Source organism: Paenibacillus urinalis (genome assembly GCF_028747985.1).
GTDB classification, from domain to species: domain Bacteria; phylum Bacillota; class Bacilli; order Paenibacillales; family Paenibacillaceae; genus Paenibacillus; species Paenibacillus urinalis.
Genome location: NZ_CP118108.1, coordinates 211156 through 232311 on the forward strand (window position 1 = coordinate 211156; position 21156 = coordinate 232311).

The 21156-nt window shown below is 46.3% G+C and carries 19 protein-coding genes; 12 read left to right on the plus strand and 7 right to left on the minus strand.

The features are described 5' to 3' along the window. Window positions 1-94 precede the first annotated feature (94 nt). From PUW25_RS01025 to PUW25_RS01040, 4 genes are all read left to right on the plus strand, one after another. Window positions 95-268 carry a XapX domain-containing protein gene (locus tag PUW25_RS01025; RefSeq protein ID WP_076315583.1) on the plus strand — a complete coding sequence of 58 codons (174 nt, stop codon included), beginning with the start codon at window positions 95-97 and terminating at the stop codon, window positions 266-268. A 27-nt stretch (window positions 269-295) separates the two neighbouring features. Continuing rightward, on the plus strand, window positions 296-2137 hold the full coding sequence (locus tag PUW25_RS01030) for an amidohydrolase (protein ID WP_047913928.1): 1842 nt from the start codon (window positions 296-298) through the stop codon (window positions 2135-2137). A 118-nt stretch (window positions 2138-2255) separates the two neighbouring features. Continuing rightward, a complete protein-coding gene (locus PUW25_RS01035) occupies window positions 2256-3206 on the plus strand; it encodes a ring-cleaving dioxygenase (protein ID WP_274337891.1) in 951 nt (316 codons plus the stop codon). Window positions 3207-3239: 33 nt separating this feature from the next. Then, window positions 3240-4241: a type I glyceraldehyde-3-phosphate dehydrogenase gene (locus PUW25_RS01040; RefSeq protein ID WP_274337892.1), complete on the plus strand. Its 1002-nt coding sequence runs from the start codon at window positions 3240-3242 to the stop codon at window positions 4239-4241. Window positions 4242-4326: 85 nt separating this feature from the next. Here PUW25_RS01040 and PUW25_RS01045 read toward each other — a convergent pair whose 3' ends face one another. After that, the gene (locus PUW25_RS01045) at window positions 4327-5550 is read right to left on the minus strand and encodes an MFS transporter (protein WP_274337893.1); all 1224 of its coding nucleotides are present in this window, start codon (window positions 5548-5550) and stop codon (window positions 4327-4329) included. Between the two features lie 379 nt (window positions 5551-5929). Here PUW25_RS01045 and PUW25_RS01050 point away from each other — a divergent pair, with 379 nt between their 5' ends. Next, window positions 5930-6766: an alpha/beta fold hydrolase gene (locus PUW25_RS01050; RefSeq protein WP_047913932.1), complete on the plus strand. Its 837-nt coding sequence runs from the start codon at window positions 5930-5932 to the stop codon at window positions 6764-6766. Between the two features lie 130 nt (window positions 6767-6896). Here the strand turns inward: PUW25_RS01050 and PUW25_RS01055 are convergent, their stop codons facing one another. From PUW25_RS01055 to PUW25_RS01080, 6 genes are all read right to left on the minus strand, one after another. Beyond that, window positions 6897-7073 carry a hypothetical protein gene (locus PUW25_RS01055; RefSeq protein ID WP_177178851.1) on the minus strand — a complete coding sequence of 59 codons (177 nt, stop codon included), beginning with the start codon at window positions 7071-7073 and terminating at the stop codon, window positions 6897-6899. 204 nt (window positions 7074-7277) lie between these two features. Continuing rightward, window positions 7278-8279 (minus strand): 4-hydroxythreonine-4-phosphate dehydrogenase PdxA, encoded by a 1002-nt coding sequence (gene pdxA, locus PUW25_RS01060; protein ID WP_274337894.1) that lies wholly within the window; start codon window positions 8277-8279, stop codon window positions 7278-7280. Further along, window positions 8276-9571 (minus strand): four-carbon acid sugar kinase family protein, encoded by a 1296-nt coding sequence (locus PUW25_RS01065; protein WP_047913934.1) that lies wholly within the window; start codon window positions 9569-9571, stop codon window positions 8276-8278. Before PUW25_RS01065 ends, pdxA begins: the two co-directional genes overlap by 4 nt. Before the next feature lie 55 nt (window positions 9572-9626). Continuing rightward, window positions 9627-10613 carry a 2-keto-3-deoxygluconate permease gene (locus PUW25_RS01070; RefSeq protein ID WP_047913935.1) on the minus strand — a complete coding sequence of 329 codons (987 nt, stop codon included), beginning with the start codon at window positions 10611-10613 and terminating at the stop codon, window positions 9627-9629. A gap of 156 nt (window positions 10614-10769) precedes the next feature. Beyond that, window positions 10770-12464, minus strand: coding sequence for a PrpR N-terminal domain-containing protein (locus PUW25_RS01075; RefSeq protein ID WP_047913936.1), 1695 nt, complete (start codon window positions 12462-12464; stop codon window positions 10770-10772). A gap of 108 nt (window positions 12465-12572) precedes the next feature. After that, complete coding sequence (locus PUW25_RS01080) at window positions 12573-12950, minus strand: helix-turn-helix domain-containing protein (RefSeq protein WP_047913937.1); 378 nt, start codon at window positions 12948-12950, stop codon at window positions 12573-12575. Between the two features lie 425 nt (window positions 12951-13375). On the opposite strand from PUW25_RS01080, the gene PUW25_RS01085 reads away from it, so the two are divergent. From PUW25_RS01085 to PUW25_RS01115, 7 genes are all read left to right on the plus strand, one after another. Then, window positions 13376-13555, plus strand: a complete 180-nt coding sequence (locus tag PUW25_RS01085) for an aspartyl-phosphate phosphatase Spo0E family protein (RefSeq protein ID WP_047913938.1) — start codon at window positions 13376-13378, stop codon at window positions 13553-13555. A gap of 279 nt (window positions 13556-13834) precedes the next feature. Beyond that, window positions 13835-16621 (plus strand): glycoside hydrolase family 3 C-terminal domain-containing protein, encoded by a 2787-nt coding sequence (locus PUW25_RS01090; protein WP_274337895.1) that lies wholly within the window; start codon window positions 13835-13837, stop codon window positions 16619-16621. A gap of 292 nt (window positions 16622-16913) precedes the next feature. Beyond that, on the plus strand, window positions 16914-17222 hold the full coding sequence (locus tag PUW25_RS01095) for a DUF3817 domain-containing protein (protein ID WP_076315594.1): 309 nt from the start codon (window positions 16914-16916) through the stop codon (window positions 17220-17222). A 390-nt stretch (window positions 17223-17612) separates the two neighbouring features. After that, window positions 17613-18260, plus strand: a complete 648-nt coding sequence (pcp, locus tag PUW25_RS01100; RefSeq protein WP_274337896.1) for a pyroglutamyl-peptidase I — start codon at window positions 17613-17615, stop codon at window positions 18258-18260. A 440-nt stretch (window positions 18261-18700) separates the two neighbouring features. Beyond that, entirely contained in the window at window positions 18701-19243 is a 543-nt protein-coding gene (locus tag PUW25_RS01105) for an RNA polymerase sigma factor (protein WP_274337897.1), read from the plus strand. Then, window positions 19233-20045 carry a hypothetical protein gene (locus PUW25_RS01110; protein WP_274337898.1) on the plus strand — a complete coding sequence of 271 codons (813 nt, stop codon included), beginning with the start codon at window positions 19233-19235 and terminating at the stop codon, window positions 20043-20045. The genes PUW25_RS01105 and PUW25_RS01110 overlap by 11 nt, the downstream gene beginning before the upstream one ends. A 230-nt stretch (window positions 20046-20275) precedes the next feature. Next, window positions 20276-21115, plus strand: a complete 840-nt coding sequence (locus PUW25_RS01115) for a methyl-accepting chemotaxis protein (RefSeq protein ID WP_274337899.1) — start codon at window positions 20276-20278, stop codon at window positions 21113-21115. Window positions 21116-21156: the final 41 nt, after the last annotated feature.

Genomic DNA, 21156 nt, shown 5'->3' on the forward strand with positions numbered 1-21156 from the left:
GAGAGCCTTATTGATGCGTTTTGAAGCCTTCCCATAGAATGAAACTATCAAAAACTTGTGTAAGATCAATTCTGAGCGTAAGGAGGTATTCTACATGTGGGGATCCATGATCTTGGCATTAGGCACAGGGATTGCAATCGGCATCGTGTTCCAATCGCTTCGTATACCCTCTCCCGCACCGCCATTCTTAGGCTTGCTAGGCTTATTCGGCATGTTCCTGGGGCAGCGATTAATTCCATGGATCAAACTCTGGCTATCCAGTAAGTAGTACATAACATGTAAAGGGGGATATACGATGTCCGAGCAAACGCGTGTTACAGAAGCAGAACTCATTATTCATAATGCGCACATGATTACAATGGACGAGGCGAATCCGATCGCTTCCGCTGCAGCCATCAAATCGGGCCGATTTATAGCCGTTGGAGAAGAGGCTGAAGTCATGCAGTATCAAGGGGCAGCAACCCGTATGGTAAACGCCAATAAGCGGATGCTGATTCCGGGACTGAATGATTCTCACATTCATCTGATTCGCGGTGGTTTGAACTACAATCTAGAGCTTCGCTGGGACGGAGTGCCGTCGGTCGCTGATGCTTTGCGTATGCTAAAGGCTCAGGTTGACCGCACACCCGCACCGCATTGGGTTAGAGTTGTGGGTGGTTGGACAGAGTTCCAATTCAAGGAACGCAGAATGCCTACCCTGGACGAGATTAATCGCATCGCACCGGATACACCGGTGTTCATTCTTAATTTGTACCGTCAGGCCTTCTTGAATAAAGCGGCTCTTCGCGTAGTTGGCTATACGAAGGACACACCGAATCCACCAGGCGGCGAGATTCAGCGGGACAGCAAGGGGAATCCAACAGGGATGCTGATCGCAAGACCAAATGCAACGATTCTATATGCAACCTTGGCGCGAGGTCCGAAGCTGGGCTACGAGGATCAGCTGAATTCCACTCGCCTATTTATGCGGGAGCTCAATCGTTTTGGCATCACGAGTGTCATCGATGCCGGCGGCGGTTTTCAGAATTATCCGGATGACTATCAAGTATTTGAAGAGCTGGACCGACGGGAGGAGATCACGGTTCGCACGGCCTATAATCTCTTTACACAGAATCCGAATAAGGAGCTGGCTGATTTCGAGAAGTGGACAGCTTCATCCACCCCTTATACGGGAAGTGCTTATTACCGGCATAACGGTGCGGGTGAAATGCTCGTATACAGTGCGGCAGATTTTGAGGATTTTGTCGAGCCTCGCCCGGAGCTGCCTGCCGTTCTGGAGGATGAGCTGTTTGGGGTTACACAGCATCTTGTTTCGCAGCGGTGGCCATTCCGTCTGCATGCAACATATGGAGAGTCGATCTCCCGATTCTTGGATGTATTTGAACGTGTGAATAAAGAGGTGCCTTTTAAGGATCTGCGCTGGATTCTGGATCATGCCGAGACCATTCATGAGCGAGATTTAGAGCGGGTCGTAGCCTTAGGAGGATCGATCGCTGTCCAAAATCGGATGGCATTCCAGGGAGAGTATTTTGTTGACCGTTATGGGGCTGAGGCAGCCGAGAATGCGCCGCCGATTGCGAAGATGCTTACGGCTGGTCTGCGCGTAGGCGTTGGAACGGACGCGACTCGTGTGGCGAGCTATAATCCATGGGTAGCCTTGTACTGGCTCGTAACGGGCAAAACACTCGGCGGACTCTCCTTGTATCCGGAATCCAACCGTGTGGAGCGCCATGAAGCGCTTCGGATGTATACGGCAGGGAATGCATGGTTCTCCAAGGAAGAGGATGTCAAAGGGCAGATCAAAGCTGGTTATTATGCGGATTTTTCGCTGCTCTCAGCTAACTTCTTGAGTGTTCCTGAAGAGGAGATCAAAAAAATCGAATCGGTATTGACGGTAGTCGGAGGGAAGATCGTCTATGGCGTCGGCGAATTCCAGCATTTATCACCTCTAGCTCCCAAAGCAAGCCCCGACTGGTCGCCGCATAACTATTACGGCGGGTACTATAAGACACCTATATCCGGAGGGACAAACGGCCAGCAAGTGTTAGATCAACAGCATCAACAGCTTCACCATCATCACAGATGCAGTCACCACCATGGCGGCGGATTCTGCGACTTGGATTGTTTTGTGTTCTAAAAGTAATAGTCCTATACGAAGCAGAGGCTGTGCACAGGCTGCCGTTCGATCGGCGGCCTGTTGATGGTTGCAAGAGCTTCCCCGTTTCTTACTAAGCATAACTTGGAGGTTGTTTATCATGACTAAAAAAACAGCTGGAATTCATCACATTACATCGTTTGTGGGTAATCCGCAGAGAAACGTTGATTTTTACGCGGGGGTATTAGGTCTCCGGCTCGTAAAAAAGACCGTCAACTTCGATGCTCCCGAAGTATATCATCTTTATTTCGGCAATGAAGTGGGAAGTCCAGGCACAGCGATGACGTTCTTTCCATTCGATGGAGCCCGCCGCGGCAGAGTGGGAGGAGGCCAGGTTGGGCTCACAACGTTTGTGGTCCCGGCCGGAGCGTTGACATTCTGGGAAGAGCGATTGGCTAAACTGAACGTTGAATTCAAGCGCACGCAGCGTTTCAATGAGACCTACCTGCAATTCAATGATAAGGACGGCCTGCAGCTGGAAGTGGTTGCGAGAGAAGAAGGGGCGTTAAGCAAGTGGTCCTATGGGGGCGTGCCAGCCGATAAAGCGATCAAAGGGTTTGGCGGAGCAGTGCTATACAGCACGAATCCCGAACAAACCCAGAATACGCTAAGAACCGTTATGGGCTTGGACAAAGTCGGCGAAGAGGGCGGACTGGTACGATATCGTTCCTATGGTGATCTTGGTAACATCATCGACGTTAATGCTGAACCCATGGGATGGGAGAGTGAAGGCGCAGGCACCGTGCATCATATTGCATGGCGGGCACAGCATAGCGAGGATCATGTCATGTGGCGTGAGCATGTTGTGCAGCACGGTTTTCAAGCCACGCCAATTATTGATCGCCAGTATTTTAATGCGATATACTTCCGCGAACAAGGGGGAATCCTGTTTGAGATCGCTACCGACCCTCCAGGATTCGCAACCGATGAGCCTATGGAGAGCCTGGGGGAGAAGCTTCAGCTTCCACCTTGGTTGGAATCCCAGCGAGACATTGTAGAGGGGAATCTTCTTCCCATTGAAGTTCGTGTGTTAGGCGAAGATATAAATTAAAGATAAACCTAAGGAGATAAATAGGAGGATACCATGGGGAAAATTGCGATTTTTGGATTCGGACGCATTGGAAGACAGCTGCTTCGTGCAGCACTGCTTAACGATTTATTTGTACCTTATTCCATCTCAGACATTAAAGATGAAGCTGCGCTGGCTGCCTTGTTTGAAGTAGATACAAATTATAAGCGCTGGCATGAGCCTGTTCAAGGTAGTGAAGGACAAATTACGATAGGCGACCGTCACATCCACTACTTGAATGCAGCACAGGAAATCCCGAACTGGGGAGAGCTCGGTGTCGATCTGGTTATTGATTGCACAGGACGCGCGGTTACACGGTCTGCTGCAGAGCTCCATCTTCACCGGGGAGCCAACCGAGTGCTCGTAAGCGGTCCAAGCAAGAGCCTGGAGGATTGTGATGCAGTGCTCCTAAAAGGCATTAACTTGTCCAGCTATGATCCGGTAGAGCATAAAATTATTAGTATGGCCAGCTGCACGACTAACGCCTTGGCACCTGTAGTTAAATTGGTCCAAGAGAATTATGGGATCAAATATGGCTTATTCTCCACCGTTCATTCGTATACCAATACCCAATCATTGACCGATCAGCCGATGGAAGACCGCAGAGACTCCTGGGCGGCGGCGGAGAACATTATTCCTTCCTCATCTGGAGCTGCCAAAGCACTTAAGTTTATATGGAAGGATCTTCAGATCACAGGCAAAGCCTATCGAATTCCAACCCGAACCGGCAGTATTGCGGAATTGAATCTCATTACGGAGAAGCCGTGTACAGCGCAGGAGATCAATGATATGTTCCGCAAGGCTGCCCAAGAAGGCGAGTTAAAGGGCGTGCTGGATGTGCTGGAGGGAGAGTGGGCTTCTTCCCGTATCGTTGCAGATCCACATTCTTCAATTATTGATCTTCCGCTAACACAGGTTCAAGGCGAGCTCTTATCCGTGGCAGCCTGGTACGACAATGAATGGGGATATGCCTCCCGGTTAGCTGAAGTCGCTGCCTTTCTTGCGATCGAGCAATAAGCTAATGTGAATAAAATGAAAAGAAAGCATGCACCGGTAAAACTGAGGTTTCACGGGTGCATGCTTTTTGCCATTTTTCATAGACTTAAATCGAACGGTTCGGCTGATGCTGATGGCCGGTTGCAGCAGGCGGCTCTCGAAGCGGAATTAACAGTGGAACGATCATGCTTAGACAGAGCAGGCCAGCCAGGATTTCAAATGTAAGTAGATGACCTCCCCTATCAATGAGATAAATGGAGAGTATAGGTCCGAGCGACGCACCTATAAATAGCATGAACATGTGGAACGAAACGGCAATGGCTCTAACCTCTCCTGCAAGCTGACCGATCAGCGAGATGAGGGCAGGAAGTGCAATGGCAACGCCCGTTGTGAATACGATGCTCATCAGGATCAGGAAGGTTAAATTAGGCCAGACTCCGAGCAATCCGAGACCGATAGCTGCCAATAATAATCCGCTCCACAACACACGTTTCACCCCGTACTTGGCGACCAGTTTACCGTCGAATGGAGACACCAGCATGCCGATAATACCTGCTGCCCGAATCCATAAAATATCCTCATGACTTAATTGAAATGGCGGACTCGTCAAGTAACTGCCGAGCGTCGTAAAATATCCAACCAGTGCAGTGAACAGGATCGTCGATATAATGTAGCAAAAAGGAAGTCCTTTGATCTGAAAAATGGTACCGATCCGGACGAATGAAGCAGCAATGCTGCCTCGCTGCCCATCATTCGAGTCGCTTGGAATTCCAAAGGTAATGATCACAAAAGATATGAGATAGATGCCGAACAAAAAATAGAATACGTACGACCAGCTGAACGTGAACACGATGATACTGCTGTAAATTTGTCCGATGATACTGGCCATCAGGAAGGCGGTACTAATAAATCCGATAATCGTTACTCGCTTCTTCGCGGGGAACATCTCCATGGCATAGGCTAGAACAGATGGGGGGAACATGGAAGCAGCCAAGCCTTGAAGACAACGCAAAGCAACAAGCCAAAAGAAGGATTGGACGGTGCCGATCAATAGTGTTGTGAAGGTTAGCAGCAGCAGCCCGGTAATCATCAATTTTTTACGTCCATATCGATCAGATAGAACCCCGAAGAGGAGTCCTCCGCCTGCGAAGGCAAAAGAGAATGCGCTGCCGACCCAAGCGGCTTGAGAGGAAGATACTTGGAATACTTCAGCGAATAGTGAGATTAAAGGAATCGTTATGTAGACAGCGGAGACAACGATCAATGAACACCAGAACAAAATAATCGTAACGGATGAGCTAGGTGCGCGTTCTGTTGATAGACGGCTCAATGGCTGCCCCCTTTCTATGTGTAGTGCGTGTTTCGAGCCGAACCAAGGTGGGTTTCACCGATACAGTTAAGCATGGAACCCATTCAAATTTAATCCCCATTAATATTCTCCTTTACATGTAATTAAACCCATCTTATAAGCCGTATATATTCTGATCAATATGGAGCTAACTATATTTCATATAGTTTTTATTTATAGAATAATTTGATGTATTCACTTGATATGCTCATCCAATTTAAGGGTAATTACATATAGAAAAATCCTATAGAAGGTATAGTAAATTGCTAAAATACAATACTTAAAAAAACCGCTATGATAATGATGAAAAAGGTCAGTGGTGGCTGACCCTAAAAAACTAAATCGAGAGGAACGTATAAACATGCCTAAATTAAATGTAGGAACCGAAAACGGACAACCGATTGAACTATATTTTGAGGATCTTGGTGCGGGTAAACCCGTCATTCTCATTCATGGCTGGCCGCTCAGCGGACGTTCTTGGGAGAAGCAGGTTCCAGCGCTTATCAACGCAGGCTATCGTGTAATTACTTATGACCGCCGCGGATTTGGACAATCCTCTCAGCCGTATAATGGATACGACTACGATACGTTTGCAGCTGATCTTGATCAGCTGATTACACATCTGGATCTGAGCGATGTAACACTGGTCGGTTTCTCCATGGGTGGCGGTGAGGTTGCCCGGTACATTGGTACCTATGGAACGAGTCGTGTTAGAAAAGCCGTACTGGCAGGTGCTGTTCCTCCGTACTTCTACAAATCTGCCGAGCATCCGGAAGGGGGATTGGACGAAGCGACGATTCAAGAATTTCAAGCCGGCCTGACAGAAGACAGAATCGCTTTTCTCGATGGCTTCACGCATAACTTCTTTAAGGCAGGAGATCGAACAGATCTGGTCAGCGAGCCCTTCCGGTTGTACAATGTTGCCATTGCTTCTGCTGCTTCTCCAAAAGGAACGCTGGATTGTGTTGCTGCCTTCGGCCGGACCGACTTCCGTGAAGACTTGGCCAAATTCGATATCCCGCTGCTCGTCATTCATGGGGATTCCGATGCGGTCGTTCCGCTTGAAGTCAGCGGTCAGCTCTCGCATGAAGCCGTGAAAGGCAGTGAACTTGTTGTCATTGAAGGTGGACCACACGGCTTGAATGCGACTCACGCTGAGCCATTCAATAAAGCGTTAATCGATTTCCTGAATAAATAAATGGATAAAAAGTAGATCTATATAATAGAAAGAATCGGTCCGCAGGCATCTAAAACGATGCTTCACGGGACCGATTCTTTTTTTCTGCTCTGGACTTTATGGCTGAGCCTTTTCTGAATGCGAGAGGCGTCTAATGATAGTTATTCGATTCACTCTCGTTATATTTACCATTGCTGTCATGCTGCGATTGCTTCCGGCGGTCATTGCGGGCTTGCTGCTTCTGCTGTGCATCCAGGCTGTTCACAGCCGTGGTTTCTAGATCTTTCACTTCATTTATAAGATTCTTGTCTGGTTGGTTCGTACTCAATTGATGAGTCCTCCTTATCTAACTGAGATCGGTTTATGAGGTATATTATGTGCTGGCTTATATGCACCTATTCGTGCGAGGAGCAGATCTGTATTGCAAATTTCACTCGCAAGAGCAGCAAACGAAAACACATGAAAGCGACACATCAAAAAAGACCCAGCGATCGCTGGGTCTTTCATGTGCAAGCTGCAGTCAAGCTAGGTATTAGAGTCGATCCTTTGGAGCAAGCTCAATGGCAGAGCGGATCGCCGCCAGCATGCTCTTGTCTTCAGCAATATTTTTGCCTGCAATATCAAATGCTGTTCCGTGGTCGACAGAGGTGCGGATGATACCGCCTTTTAGTCCGACCGTAATGTTCACGCCTTCTTCAATACCCATGACCTTGATTGGCGCATGCCCTTGGTCGTGGTAGCAGGCAACAACGATATCAAAATCGCCTCTGCCAGCTCTAAAGAACAAAGTGTCAGCAGGGAGAGGACCTACTACATTAATGCCTTCCTTCTGGGCACGCTCAATGCCGGGCTGTAGCTTTTCTTCTTCCTCACCGTTTCCGAAGAGTCCATTCTCACCTGCATGAGGGTTGATTCCGCAGACCGCAACTCTCGGGTTGTCGAAACCGGCTTTCTTCAGCGTATCATGGGCAAGCTTAACGACAGTATACGTTCTATCCGGAGTAATGCTGTGGATGGCTTCAATCAGTCCCATATGGGTTGTCAGGTGGATGACCCGCAGGTTCGGAGTTGTCAGCATCATGGAGAAATCTTTGGTATCCGTGAGATCAGCCAAAATTTCAGTGTGTCCCGGATACAGGTGTCCGCCCTGGTGCAAAGACTCCTTGTTCAATGGAGCCGTACAGATGGAGTGGATCTTGTGCTGCTTCGCTAGGTCAATCGCTCTTGCCAGAAACTGAAAGGCTGCATCTCCTGCTACAGCAGATACTTCACCAAATTCAAGATCTGCAGGGACGAGATCCAGATCGATTACATCCACGGTACCAAATTCGTATTTCGCCTCAGATGGCTCCTGAATCGAACGTACCTTCAGATCTGAGCCGATGATTGGCAGAACTCGGTCTAATATTTTGGCATCCCCGATCACAAGAGGATTGCAGTTATCGTACATTTCCTGGTGGGCTAATGCCTTCATAATAATTTCGGGTCCGATGCCTGCTGCATCACCCATCGTAATTCCGACGGTTGGTTTCATGCTATAGTTCCTCCTTTTAACTTTTGAATCGCATGGATAAATACGTCTGGCTTGCCGAATCCGCCTGCTTTTGTAATCACGTACAGATCCTTGACGCCTATAAATTTCGAAATCGGCACACCAATTTCCAGCTCGTCCAACAATTCAAAGCCGCTGATATTCCACATCATACAGATTTGCTTCGCCGTATCTCCGCCTGTCATGGAGACACCTGTAAAATAACCCTTCTCCAGCAGTCTTGCACAAACCTCACCGATGGCTCGCACAATCTCGTTACTAACCTCGGTATGGTTAAGTCCTCTGGACTCGCCGGTGGTACGTGCTTGTTCGATATCGATCTGCTCTGCTGTGGAGTAGATCACAGTATCCTTACCCTCTAAGGCCAGTGACTTCACTTCTTCAAATACACGTTCCATTTCTGCGTTGCGATCCGATGGCTCAGACACAGCCTTGTAAGATATAAATTGTACCGGGCACACATCCGTTTGTTCAAGCAGCTGTCTGAGCTGTGCGCGCGAGTTCTTGTTTACACTGCCGACGACAGTAAGAGTCGGACCTTGATTTTCAGCGATCGTAAGCTCTGAGTGAGCGTGTGATATAGCGTAATGCTCGGGCAGGTAGTTCGCAATCCCTGCTGAACCGGCCCATGCAAACGTATAGCTTAGCTGCTTCGTTGTTTGCAATATCCGTTCCAAATGATGCTCCTTGGTCGAGTCAACGAGCACATAAGGAACGGAGTTCTGCATAAAGTGTTTCAGCTTATTTTCAACATGATCTTTCCCGGCATCCAGATCACTTGCGGATATTTCACCGACCTCATACTTCGTTTGCAGCTTAAGCAAATCTGGAAGGTAAGAGAGAGTAACCGGAGTCTTGGGATCATTTGCAATTTCTGTTTCACCAAGCGGGATACCATTCAAATAGTGGACACCGTTTAAGATGGTGCGATTGTTTTTGGGATAGCCGGGTGCAATCATCATAAAGTCAGGCTTAACGACATCATATAATGCATCGATCTCTGCACCGATATTTCCACGCATGGTGGAATCCATCTTTTTAAAAATGGTATTGAATCCGGCCTTTATTAAGAATTCCGCGGCCTTACTTACCCGCTGATAAGCTTCTTCCTGGGTGATGGAGCGGCTGTCTGTATCATAGACGACAGCATCGTAGCTGCGAATGTTATCCTCATCCATATCAAATAATACGCTTGTTCTAAGGCCATGACGTGCGAGCTGAACTCCACTGTCATTGGCGCCAGTCAAATCATCTGCAATGATGGCTAGTTTCATGCAGTTACCTCCTCCTTGAGAAAAACGAGTGCAAATTGAGGGGCTATTATAACCTCTATGCAGCTGGATTGTTATATTTTTCGACGCCGCCGGATTTCTCCAATCGTTTGGATAAGAAGCCAATGAAGATCGGCAATAAGATGGCGGTCGTTACGACACTTGCCGCAATTTGTACTGTGGCGATTTCAGCAATCGGTCCAAAGGAAGCATTCGCTGCGACGATCGCAGCCGGTGTACCTACTGCATTACCTGCTGTTGATCCTTCCGATGCACCGACAATTGGGTTCCAGCCAATGGCTCTGAAGAGCAGGAATCCGAGACCGCCTGTGAGCAGCACGGTTAGTACGCCTAGCAGGATACCACTAAGGCCACCTTGGATGATGGAAGAGAAATTGATGCCCATCCCCAGAGAAAAGGCGAAGAAAGGAACCAGCTTATCACTGCCTTTGTGCAGCCATTCTGCCATATTACGGTCCAGGTTACCAATAATTATGCCGACAGCCAGCGGAAGCAGTACTGCTACGAAGGACATCGGTGAGAACATTCCGTCAGCAAAGCCCATCGCGCCAAAGATCGAGAGCGCTACCATGGTAAGAAACGGTCCGTCACTGAGTGCAAGGAAAGGGTAAGCTGCTTTGTCATCCTCTTTCCCGTATTGTCCAGCTAGTGCAATGTAGAGTCCACCGTTTGAGTTCGTCATGGCGGCAATAATGGCGAGAGGCGCTAGACCCAGAAATAGTCCGGTTGAAGAATCGGCAAACATGATGGCAATCAATCCGATGATTGCGCCGACGGCCCATTTAAACACCAGCAGCGTAACACCCTTTGCAACAGATGAACCCGCTGTTTTAAACGTAATTTGCGTACCGGCGATCAATAGGAATAGTGCAATAAGCGTGCTTGAACTGTTGACAAATAAGGCTTCGGTAAAGCCGCCAATCCGCAAAGCGTTTGGAGCAAATGTATTGATACATGCCCCGATGAGAAGAGGGACAACCATCATGCCGCCAGGGATCCGATCTAACGTCGCTTTAATATTCATATTGTTAGCTCCTTGTGTAATCGTTTTAATAAAGCGTTTGCAGGAACAATACTATATCATGTTGTTTATTTTAGCAACATTAAAATTATGTAAATGTGCCTAAATTTAAAAATTGTTTAAATATGCAACACATTACGCAATAAAAAAAGCGTAAACTTATTCATTCTTAAGTTTACGCCATAGGGTGGCTCGATTAATCCCTAATCGCTCCGCTGCCTTGGATTGATTATTATTTTCTTCTTGCAATACATAGGAGATAATTTCTTTTTCAATTTCTTTTAATGTACCTGTAAGCTCTATGGAATTCGAGGCCTTCGAAGTAGAGTATCCGTCTAATAATCGGGAAACTGTATTTGCTGAAAGTACATACTCCGTTTCGTTCATGGCTGCTTGTTTAATCAGCTGCTTTAGCTGGCTTATAGACATATGGGATGCTTTTTGCTGTATCAGCTGCAATGCATCTTCCTTAATCTTGATTGCCGTTGTTCCATATTTCTGATAATAATCCGATAGAAAATGCTGAATCAGTGATGGCAGATCATCCAGTCTCTCCAAGAGGGTCGGCATGATGATGGTATTCAGTTTAAGATGTGGAGGCCAATGCTCGTTCAGTGCCTGTTCACTGATAATGAATATTCCAACCTGCTGATTCAGGCAGGACTCAATAAATGCGATCCATTCTGGATCCTCAATGCGGTGCTCCACATGATTCAATTCTACATTTCTTACTTTGGCCAGTGGAATGTCGCTTAATACACCTGGAGGAACTTGCTTCAGATCGATCTGGAGCAGCAGCCCTCCATTGGCATACGTTTGATGAATATACTTCACCAAGTAGGACTTTCCTGTATCCTCCTCACCCAGCAAATGAATGGGCTCATGATACTTATAGAGCATGTTAATATGGCTTAACGTTGTGCGCATAGCAGTGGATTCAGCTACAATGGGCTCTACGGATGTCTCATAATAGGCTTTGATGCCAAGATGAGCAAAGGCATAGGGCTGTCCCTTTTCCAAGGAGTAAACCTTGTAGCTGATACGGTTTATCGTCGTTTCATAGGCGTTAACGGTGAGCTGATAGTCATCAACTATAAAAACATTTTGAACCTTCGATTGATGAAAATCGATATTCGTGTTGGTCACATAGATATGGTTCTCTGTCAAAGGGTTATGGTCAAAATCGTTCAACTGTTCGTATACGACTTCATTATGCTCATTCAATATGATGAGGTTGGGATGCTCATTCATCACGAGCTCATTCAAAATTAACGATATGGTGTTGTTCTTGCTCAAATAGCGATAAATAAGCTGGGCATCATCCAGCGCTCTCAATATCGATTCTTTACCGGATTGAATCAGCAGCCCCTTCATGCCATAAGCATTAGCTGTATTCACGGTAATAACATCCCCCACAATTTGGCGGTAACCTGCCGCCTTTAACTCAAGCAGCAGTCTTGCCACATCCTCGGAGCTGTGTATGGTATACACCTTTAGAGGCAAATCCATCAGATCAATAATCGATTGTGCGCCTGATGTAATATTGGAGAATCCGACGATAGCCGTTTGACCATTAAACTGACTGGCTAGCGTTAGCGAACGAATCATATCGTAACCCGAAAGGTGGACGTCGATGACGGGAATCGTCACGGCTTCTTTAATGAATTGAGCCGTCCCTCCGCGGCTAATAATAACTTCTGCCCCGTTTTTTTCTGCCCTAGCTGCGAGTTCGGCTCCTCTGCCAAGATCACCGATCGCATATTGAATATCTAAGTGGGGAAATAGCGGAATGCACTCTTCTATAATAGGAATCATCGCTTCATAAGGAGCAATGATGTGGACGTGTGTACGCATATGTCTCCTGCCTTTATTTATTACTAACTTATGTAACCTGTCCTGCTTATCTTATTATAACCAACTTATGTAGGAACCGCACTTAAGAGCACAAGCGCTCACATGACATCAGTCCTTCTCGTTTTGTGCTGCTTTTTTCAGCTTTGCTATATTTTGTATCAGATCTCGGAGCGTAGATTCCACAACGGGATCACCACGAAGCTGTACGTTGTAATCGGCTTCAGTTTCTCTAATAATCTTCAGTATATATTCTTCTTGTGGCTCAGGATTAATCTCGTATTTCTGCTCTCTGCCATTCAACCAATCGATAGAAACCTCATATAGATCAGCGATTCTCTGCAGCATGTCCAAGTCAGGCTCTCTTATTCCGTACTCCCAGTTTGCATAAGTGCTGCTGCGTTTTAGACCTAACTTTTTGGATACGAAGACCTGAGACCATCCTCTGTGTTCTCTTTGTTGCTTCAGACGATCTCCCAAGACAGACATTATGAAATCCCTCCTAAAAAGTTAGTTTAGCATGGTTACACAGAATAAAGTTTTATTTACACAATAAGTGTTCATGTACACGAATTGTGTAGACAAGAACGAGGAAATTTATACACCATACGTGTAAAAAGTTTATAAAATATAGTTGCAAAATGTGGAAAAAGTAGTAAAATAGACGAAAAGAGAGGTTTTTCTCTCATTCATATCATTTTCAGAATTATTTTTGTTAGCTCTAATTAAGAGTACATATAGGTTAGTTTTGATATATTTTATCTATATATAGTTTGATGGAGACAACTCATGATTGAGAATTAAGAGATTGAGATTTACCATCCGAACTATTCTTAAATTAGGGTTAAATTCCACAGTAATACTCACTAGCATGACTCATTTTGTGTAAGTACAAACATACTAAGGGGGAATTCATGTTGGGGAAGATTTCAATTTACTCACTTATTGAGAAGAAGAGACATGAACTCAATCTTCTGGCCGATTGGTATGGTTATAACTCTGAAATTGTACTTGCGAAATCCAGAGAAGTAGATGACGATATTAACAAATACTACAGTCTGGTTAAACAGAAGAGTGCTCACGATCATCAGTAACCCGCATTCTGTATTCAGGAAGCGATTATTCGCTGTGAGATGTTAATTATAGTGCTGCTGAGACCCATTTTAACGAATGGGTCTTTTTGTGATCTGTATCTTTCAAATGTCTTTAGAAATCTGTTACTATGGAATAGAATAGGGAGGTAAACGTATACAACTGAAACTGTAAACGCCTACACTCTTCGTTTTTCTTGTATTCTTTCATTTATATAGCAATATGAATCAATCTCATAAATCATTTAGTACTTTCGAAAAAACATTTCAGGAGGGAATCATTTGAGCTCACAACTTATCGGTGTTCCATTAGAAGGATTTGCAGAATTCAGTAGAAAGGTCGCGGCAGAAGGTGCAGTACTGCTCAAGAACGATGGACAAGTGCTGCCTATACAACGTTCCGAAAACGTTTCAGTTTTTGGACGTACTCAGGTAAATTACTATCGCAGCGGTACCGGATCAGGCGGCAGTGTCAATGTGGTATATACGACCAATCTGCTGGATGGCCTTCGCGCAAAGTCTCAAATCGAGGTCAATGAGGAGCTAGCAGCTACCTATGAAAAATGGATTGAACAAAATCCATTCGATAACGGCGGAGGCGGATGGGCAGCCGAACCTTGGCATCAGAAAGAAATGCCATTGACCGATGAATTGGTATCTGGGGCTAGAAGCAAATCTGCAAAGGCAATTGTTGTGATCGGGCGTACAGCTGGTGAGGATCAGGATAATGCGAACGAGCAGGGAAGCTATCAGCTGACGGATGATGAAAAAGCGATGCTGACCATGGTAACGAAGTATTTTGAACAAACCATTGTCGTGCTTAATGTCTCCAACATCATTGATATGAGCTGGCTGGACGATGCAAGTCATGTTTACCCGATTTCGGCAGTGATCTATTCATGGCAGGGCGGAATGGAAGGCGGAAATGCGATCGCCGATGTGCTGGCAGGGGATGTTACGCCGAGCGGTAAGCTGACCGATACGATTGCATATTCCATCGAGGATTATCCTTCGACCCGTAATTACGGTCATGAGTTTAAGAATCTGTACGAGGAAGATATTTACGTAGGTTATCGTTATTTCGAAACCTTCTGTCCGGATAAGGTGCAGTTTGCATTTGGATATGGACTGTCCTACACGACCTTTTCAATTGAGAATGATGGTGCGACGAAGGGGAGCGAAGGTGGAGCCGAATTTATTGAATTGAAGGTCAAGGTAACTAACACAGGCAGCGCTTATGCGGGCAAAGAGACTGTTCAAGTCTATTACGAAGCGCCGCAAGGGAAGCTGGGACAGCCTGCCCGAGCGCTTGCCGCTTTTGCCAAAACAAAGCTCCTTGAGCCGGGTGAATCAGAGCAGCTGACACTCCGCTTCTCCGTTGATTCTATGGCTTCCTACGATGACAGCGGCGTAACAGGGCACCCATCGGCTTACGTATTGGAAGAAGGGGTGTATCGTTTCTATGTCGGCAGCAGCGTTAAACAGCTGGAAGCAGTAACGGTAGACGGGCAGGAAGGCTATATTCTTGAATCGCTTGTCGTCGTGGAGCAGCTGCAGGAGGCGATGGCGCCAACGGAAGGCTTCAAGCGGATGATGCCTGGTGCACGCCAGGCGGATGGCACATATGAGCTGTCGGCAGCCGAAGTTCCCACACGGAAGATTTCTCTTGGAGAGCGAATTGAGAAGAATCTTCCACAGACACTAGCACAGACGGGAGATCAAGGCTACAAGCTGAAAGATGTGCATGAGGGTAAAGTCAGCATTGAGCAATTTATTGCTCAGCTGAGCGACCAGGATCTGGCGGCTATCGTTCGGGGCGAGGGTATGAGCAGCCCGCTCGTTACGCCAGGGACGGCTTCGGCTTTTGGAGGTGTCAGCGACAGTCTGCTAGGCTTCGGTATTCCTGTTGGATGTACAGCAGATGGCCCTTCCGGCATCCGGATGGACAGCGGGCAGCAGGCAACACAGGTGGCAATCGGCACACTGCTTGCAGCGACATGGAATGTGGATCTGGTCGAAGAACTCTATGTGATGGAAGGCAGAGAGCTGGTCCGCAATGAAATCGACACTCTACTGGGGCCGGGCCTTAATATTCGCCGCAGTCCGCTGAACGGCCGGAACTTTGAGTATTTCTCCGAAGATCCACTGGTAACCGGTTTGTTTGCAGCAGCTTGTACGCGCGGAATTCGCAAGGGAGGTTCTTTTGCTACACTGAAGCATTTTGCCTGCAATAACCAGGAGAAGTATCGTACCAAAGTCGATGCGGTCGTATCGGAGCGTGCTCTGCGTGAGATTTATCTAAAGGGCTTTGAAATGGCCGTAAAACAAGGTGGGGCAAACTCCATTATGACCTCATATAATCCGATTAACGGCCATTGGGCTGCTTCCAATTATGATCTGAACACGACGATTCTCCGCGGTGAATGGGGATATAAAGGGATCGTGATGACGGACTGGTGGGCCGTGATGAACGATTCGGCGAACAGCGGTCCAGCAGACCGTAAGAACACGAACTTTATGATTCGCGCTCAGAACGATCTCTATATGGTGGTCAGCAACTATGGAGCGGAAACGAACGCGTATGGCGATAATACGATAGAATCCCTGGAGAACGGCACGCTCACGCGTGGGGAATTACAGCGTAATGCCATCAATATTTGTGAGTGGCTGATGCAGGCTCCGGTGTTCTCAAGAGATACGTTTATTAAGGAGAGCGTGGAGCAGTTTAAGGCGAGTGTATCCCTGCATCCAGAACAGGTGCAGACGGTGGCAGAGGAAGGTCAAGTGAAGATCGTGCCAGACAGTCCAGCGGTGATTAAAGTCGAAGCGCCGGGAGTGTACCGCATTTTTGCAAATGTCATGTCTCCAGATGGCGAGCTTGCACAAAGTGCTTGTAACCTGATGCTGAACGGACAAGTGGTCACTACGGTCCAAACGAACGGAACGGAAGGTAAGTGGGTGAAGCTGAAGCAGATCAAGGTGGAGCTCGAAGCAGGTCAATATGAATTGACGTTTGAGCATATCAAGCCAGGTATGCATATTGACCAAATTGAATTCAAGCAAGTGTAATAAAAGGTTTCACATAGGCCTCCGCGTTTGCGGTGGCTTTTTTGCTTGTGGGTGGTTCTAATGTATAAATTGAAGTTTAAGCTGGCAGGTTTGTGTGTTTAAATCAAATCTGTGGCAAGATTGCAGCGCAATAATTCACTTAATTCACAAGGATCTGTTACGGAATTCCAACAAACGGACAAGTTCCATTGACCTTATCATTAGACCCGTTGTAAGATGTCCCTGAATGCTGAAGTGAGACGAGTTAGTTACCCGTCTGACACGGTATATAGCAGGAGAGGACAGGTGGATAATGAACAAATCAAGCAAGAATGCAATGCGTTTTTTTAGTGTCGTCGGAATGATCGAGGGCATTTCCTTCATTTTATTGCTTGCGATTGCCATGCCTTTGAAATATGCATTTGATATTCCAGCAGCTGTAACCATTGTGGGGGGAGCACACGGATTTTTGTTTGTTCTTTACATCATCGCCATAGCGATAGCGGCATTTCTAAACCGCTGGTCGATCAAGATGGTGCTTGCTGCACTCGTCGCCTCCATCATACCTTTTGGACCTTTTATTATTGATCGCAGAATTCGCAGAAATTTGGCGGTTGCCTGATCGATTGCAAGCGAGCATAGAAGCGTCATAGAATATAAAGAGTAGCAGTAAAGCTGTTGAGGTGATCTCATCAGCTTTTTTTCTTTTGAAGATATGAGAAGAAGGTGTATATGTAAATACTTACATAAAAATCTTAAATTTTATCATTATACATCGATTCTTGTCATTATTTCTCGGGAAATAAGCTTTGTAACTCGCTAAAATACTCTCTAATATAGTAGAAAAGTCAAAGATGATGTAATAAATTCACTTTCATATTTCATTAAAAGGTGAATATTAGCAAGCAACATTCATTGCAGCGGTTAACCTTCAACGCCATGGATATTTTTATCAGGTAAAAATAGGATATAGTAGAGAAATCAAGGATCATAGCATATGGAGGCTTATCAAATGGATAAAAAGGTGCTGTTATCTGGATTCGACCCTTTTGGGGGTGAACAGATCAATCCTGCGCTAGAAGCTGTGAAGCGGCTGAATTGCAAGAAGACGAGTAATGTGAAATTGGTTGCTTATGAAATCCCGACCGTTTTTGCCAAGTCCATTCAGCATGTCATATCCGCTATCGAAAAAGAGCAGCCCGATGTTGTCATCTGCATTGGACAGGCTGGCGGACGGACACAGATTACACCGGAACGCATCGCGATCAATGTAGATGATGCCCGTATACCAGACAATGAACAGCAGCAGCCGATTGATGAGCCGATTGTACAGAGCGGGCCTGCCGCTTATTTTTCTACATTACCGATCAAAAAGATGGTAGAAGCGATGAGAGCAGCCGGCGTTCCTGCGGCCGTGTCCAATACAGCAGGCACTTTTGTATGCAATCATTTATTTTATGGCTTAATGCATTATTTGCAGTCCTACTCACCGCATATTCGCGGCGGCTTCATTCATATCCCGTATCTTCCTGAGCAGACATTGAACTCGGGGGCCCCGAGCTTATGTCTTGATCACATTGTAAAAGGTCTTGAAATAGCTGCGATCACAGCTGCAAATGCCGAAGAGGATATCAAGGTAATCGGTGGAGAGCTTCATTAGCGTAGAAAGAGTACCCCGTATAGGGTATTCGAAGGTATCCTGTGTTTTTAAATACATATCTAGAGGAATTAGACATCATGGACAAACTTGGACTTATTTTGGCAGTGCTTGTATTTTTTATTATGATCAGCTTCTTCTCTATTTGGTTTATCGGGAATTATTGGTCGGTATTTCTTATCGCTATTATTTGTATTGATTGGTTAATCAGGAAGTGTATAAGATATTATAAGAAACGATGAATCGCTCTTTATTTCTTAGCTCACTCCTGTTCACAATACATTTAATAATCTTCCTTGACCGCTTTTTAAGAATTTATTCTCGTCAGAATCGTGCAGCCAACAGCGCGGTTCTTTTCTTTTTTTACAGATCGGAATCGAAAACTTTTTATCGTGATCCCAGGGTATTATATATGACTGACATACAGAAAGGGGGGCCGCGCGTTGACACAAGACCTGATCAGGCAGCTCCAACAAGAGTATAGCGATGAATTATTCGAGCAGCTCTACAGAGTTTATGCTGACAAAGCGATACGCACGGCGACGGCCATAACGAGAAGCTCGGCAAGTGCAGCGGATGTTGTACAAGAAACATTTATGAGAGTATATCGGAATTTGAATACCTTTGATCTGAACAAACCCTTTGAACCCTGGTTTAATCGGATTTTGGTGAATGAATGCAACCGGTATTTAGAAAAGCATTCACGGCTGGTTCCGACAGAGCTTACGGATGAGCGCGTGCTGCCATCGCAGCATGACCGCTACACCTTTGATGAGCACGGCGATATATACGACATGGTGCAGAGACTGGAGGATCAGCAGCGAATTCCGATCATTCTGAAATACGTAAATGATTACGCAGAGAAGGATATCGCAGAATTGCTAGATCTGAACGTAAACACCGTCAAATCGAGATTGTATAAAGCAAGACAGAAGCTGCAAGGCTGGCTGAGACTGAATGAAGGAGGAGAGCAGGATGGCTCATAACGAAGAACGAGATAACCAGCTGGAACACCAGCTGAGGGACGGGCTGAAGGCAGGAACGGATGAATCGGTACAGCAACAGGACAAGATATGGTCGGCCATCAAAGGGCAGATTCAGGAAGAGCGTCGACATAAGGAAGCAGCAGGGGAGCAGTATTCTGCTAGGAGGAAACAGAAATCGAAGCGGAAGCGATGGATTATCCCGGCAGTGGCGGCTGCTTCCATCCTTATTGTCATGAGCTTGCCAACTGCGCCCGTACAGGCACTCGTCGAGCAAGTTAGGGAATGGTTCGCACCGGAGAAAACGGTGGAGACAGAGATTGAAGGCATGCCTTCCACAAGTGTTGATACGCTGCATGAAGGGACAGATCAGGAGTACGTCATTTATTTTGATACCACGATGTATAAGATGATCCAAGAGGATGGAATGGACAAGATTGTACTCGCTGATCCGCCAGGAGAACCGTATCCAGAGGTGTCAATGGAAATATACCAGGTAGCCATGCTCCCAGCGGATGCAGCAGCCGACATTGAAGCAACCCTTGAGAAGGATTACTCCAAAGTACACGCTGCGGAAGCTATTGAGACGCCGGTCACAGGCTGGGAAGTAAGAGCCATTGGCGGAACAGGTGGTTCGGAATGGAATGATCCGATCGTCAGGTATTATGTGTTCGACAATGAAAAAGGCGGCAGTTTTATTGTGAAGCAAAACTACTTCATGGAAGCATCCGAGGGCTTCGGCTCACGACTACAGCAGATGATGCTGGAGTTCCACATTACAAATGGAGCATCACAGACGCAATAGGTAAGATTACCTTATATGAAGAGAGCAGTTCGTGGTTTATAATGCCCGGACTGTTCTCTTTTTTGTGTCGTCAAAAGATTAAAGGGGCCTGCTTATAGCGGCCCTTTTTATTTTCATCCAGATCCAACACCTCTTTATACAATTAATGTCTGTATTTTCATTCACATTATGCCGAAATATCTAGTAAGTGAATCAACTAATAGTTGATTAGAGATATGGAGGGAAAGATAATGAATATTGTAGACGCGCTGATTAAGAGCATGCCGTTTATTAAAGAAGTCATCCGTGAGGATGTAGCTATAGCTATATTTGACCGTGAGAAGATATTGTATTGGTCTGACAGTGAATCTTTGAAGTTTGGATTTGAGGCAGGGTATCCTCTGGATGAGCATAATCGGAATTTCTCTTTTTTCCCTAACGGATATGTGAAGACGGCGGACCGGGTGGAATACTCCGGCTACGAATACCCTTTTGAAGCGATGTTTCTGCCCATTAAGGACGAGAATGGAGAAATGCTGGCTGCACTCAGCGTAAACTACAGCCTCGAGAACCAGGAAATGCTTGAGAAATATATGGGGGCCACAGAGCAAATTGCTGAACAGCTGCTCAGCGGTATTCAGCAAGTCGCTGCGCATTCCGAAGAATTGTCCGCTACCTCGGATGAAATCTTGAACAATTCCAAAGAAGCGGTGAAAAAATCCGAAGCGGTCAACCATGTCACTGGATTTATTCGTGAGATCTCTGAGCAGACGAATCTGCTGGGGCTTAATGCTGCGATCGAAGCAGCGCGTGTGGGTGAAGCAGGAGCGGGATTTGGTGTTGTTGCCAAGGAAGTTCGTAAGCTGTCGGTTGACACCAAAGAGGCGACGCATCAGATTGAGACCTCCCTGGACAGTGTCCAGCAGTCCATTAAACAGATGGAGGAAGAGATTGGACAGATCGCCCATGCTTCACAGGATCAGGCGCAGCTGGTTATGAACTTTATGACCGCAATCGAGCAGTTGAACGAAACAAGTCAAAACCTACGCGGTTTTATCAATAAATTTATAACGTATGATCAGACCAAATAATTGATGCACACCTATGCAAACCTATGCACACCTCGAGCGGC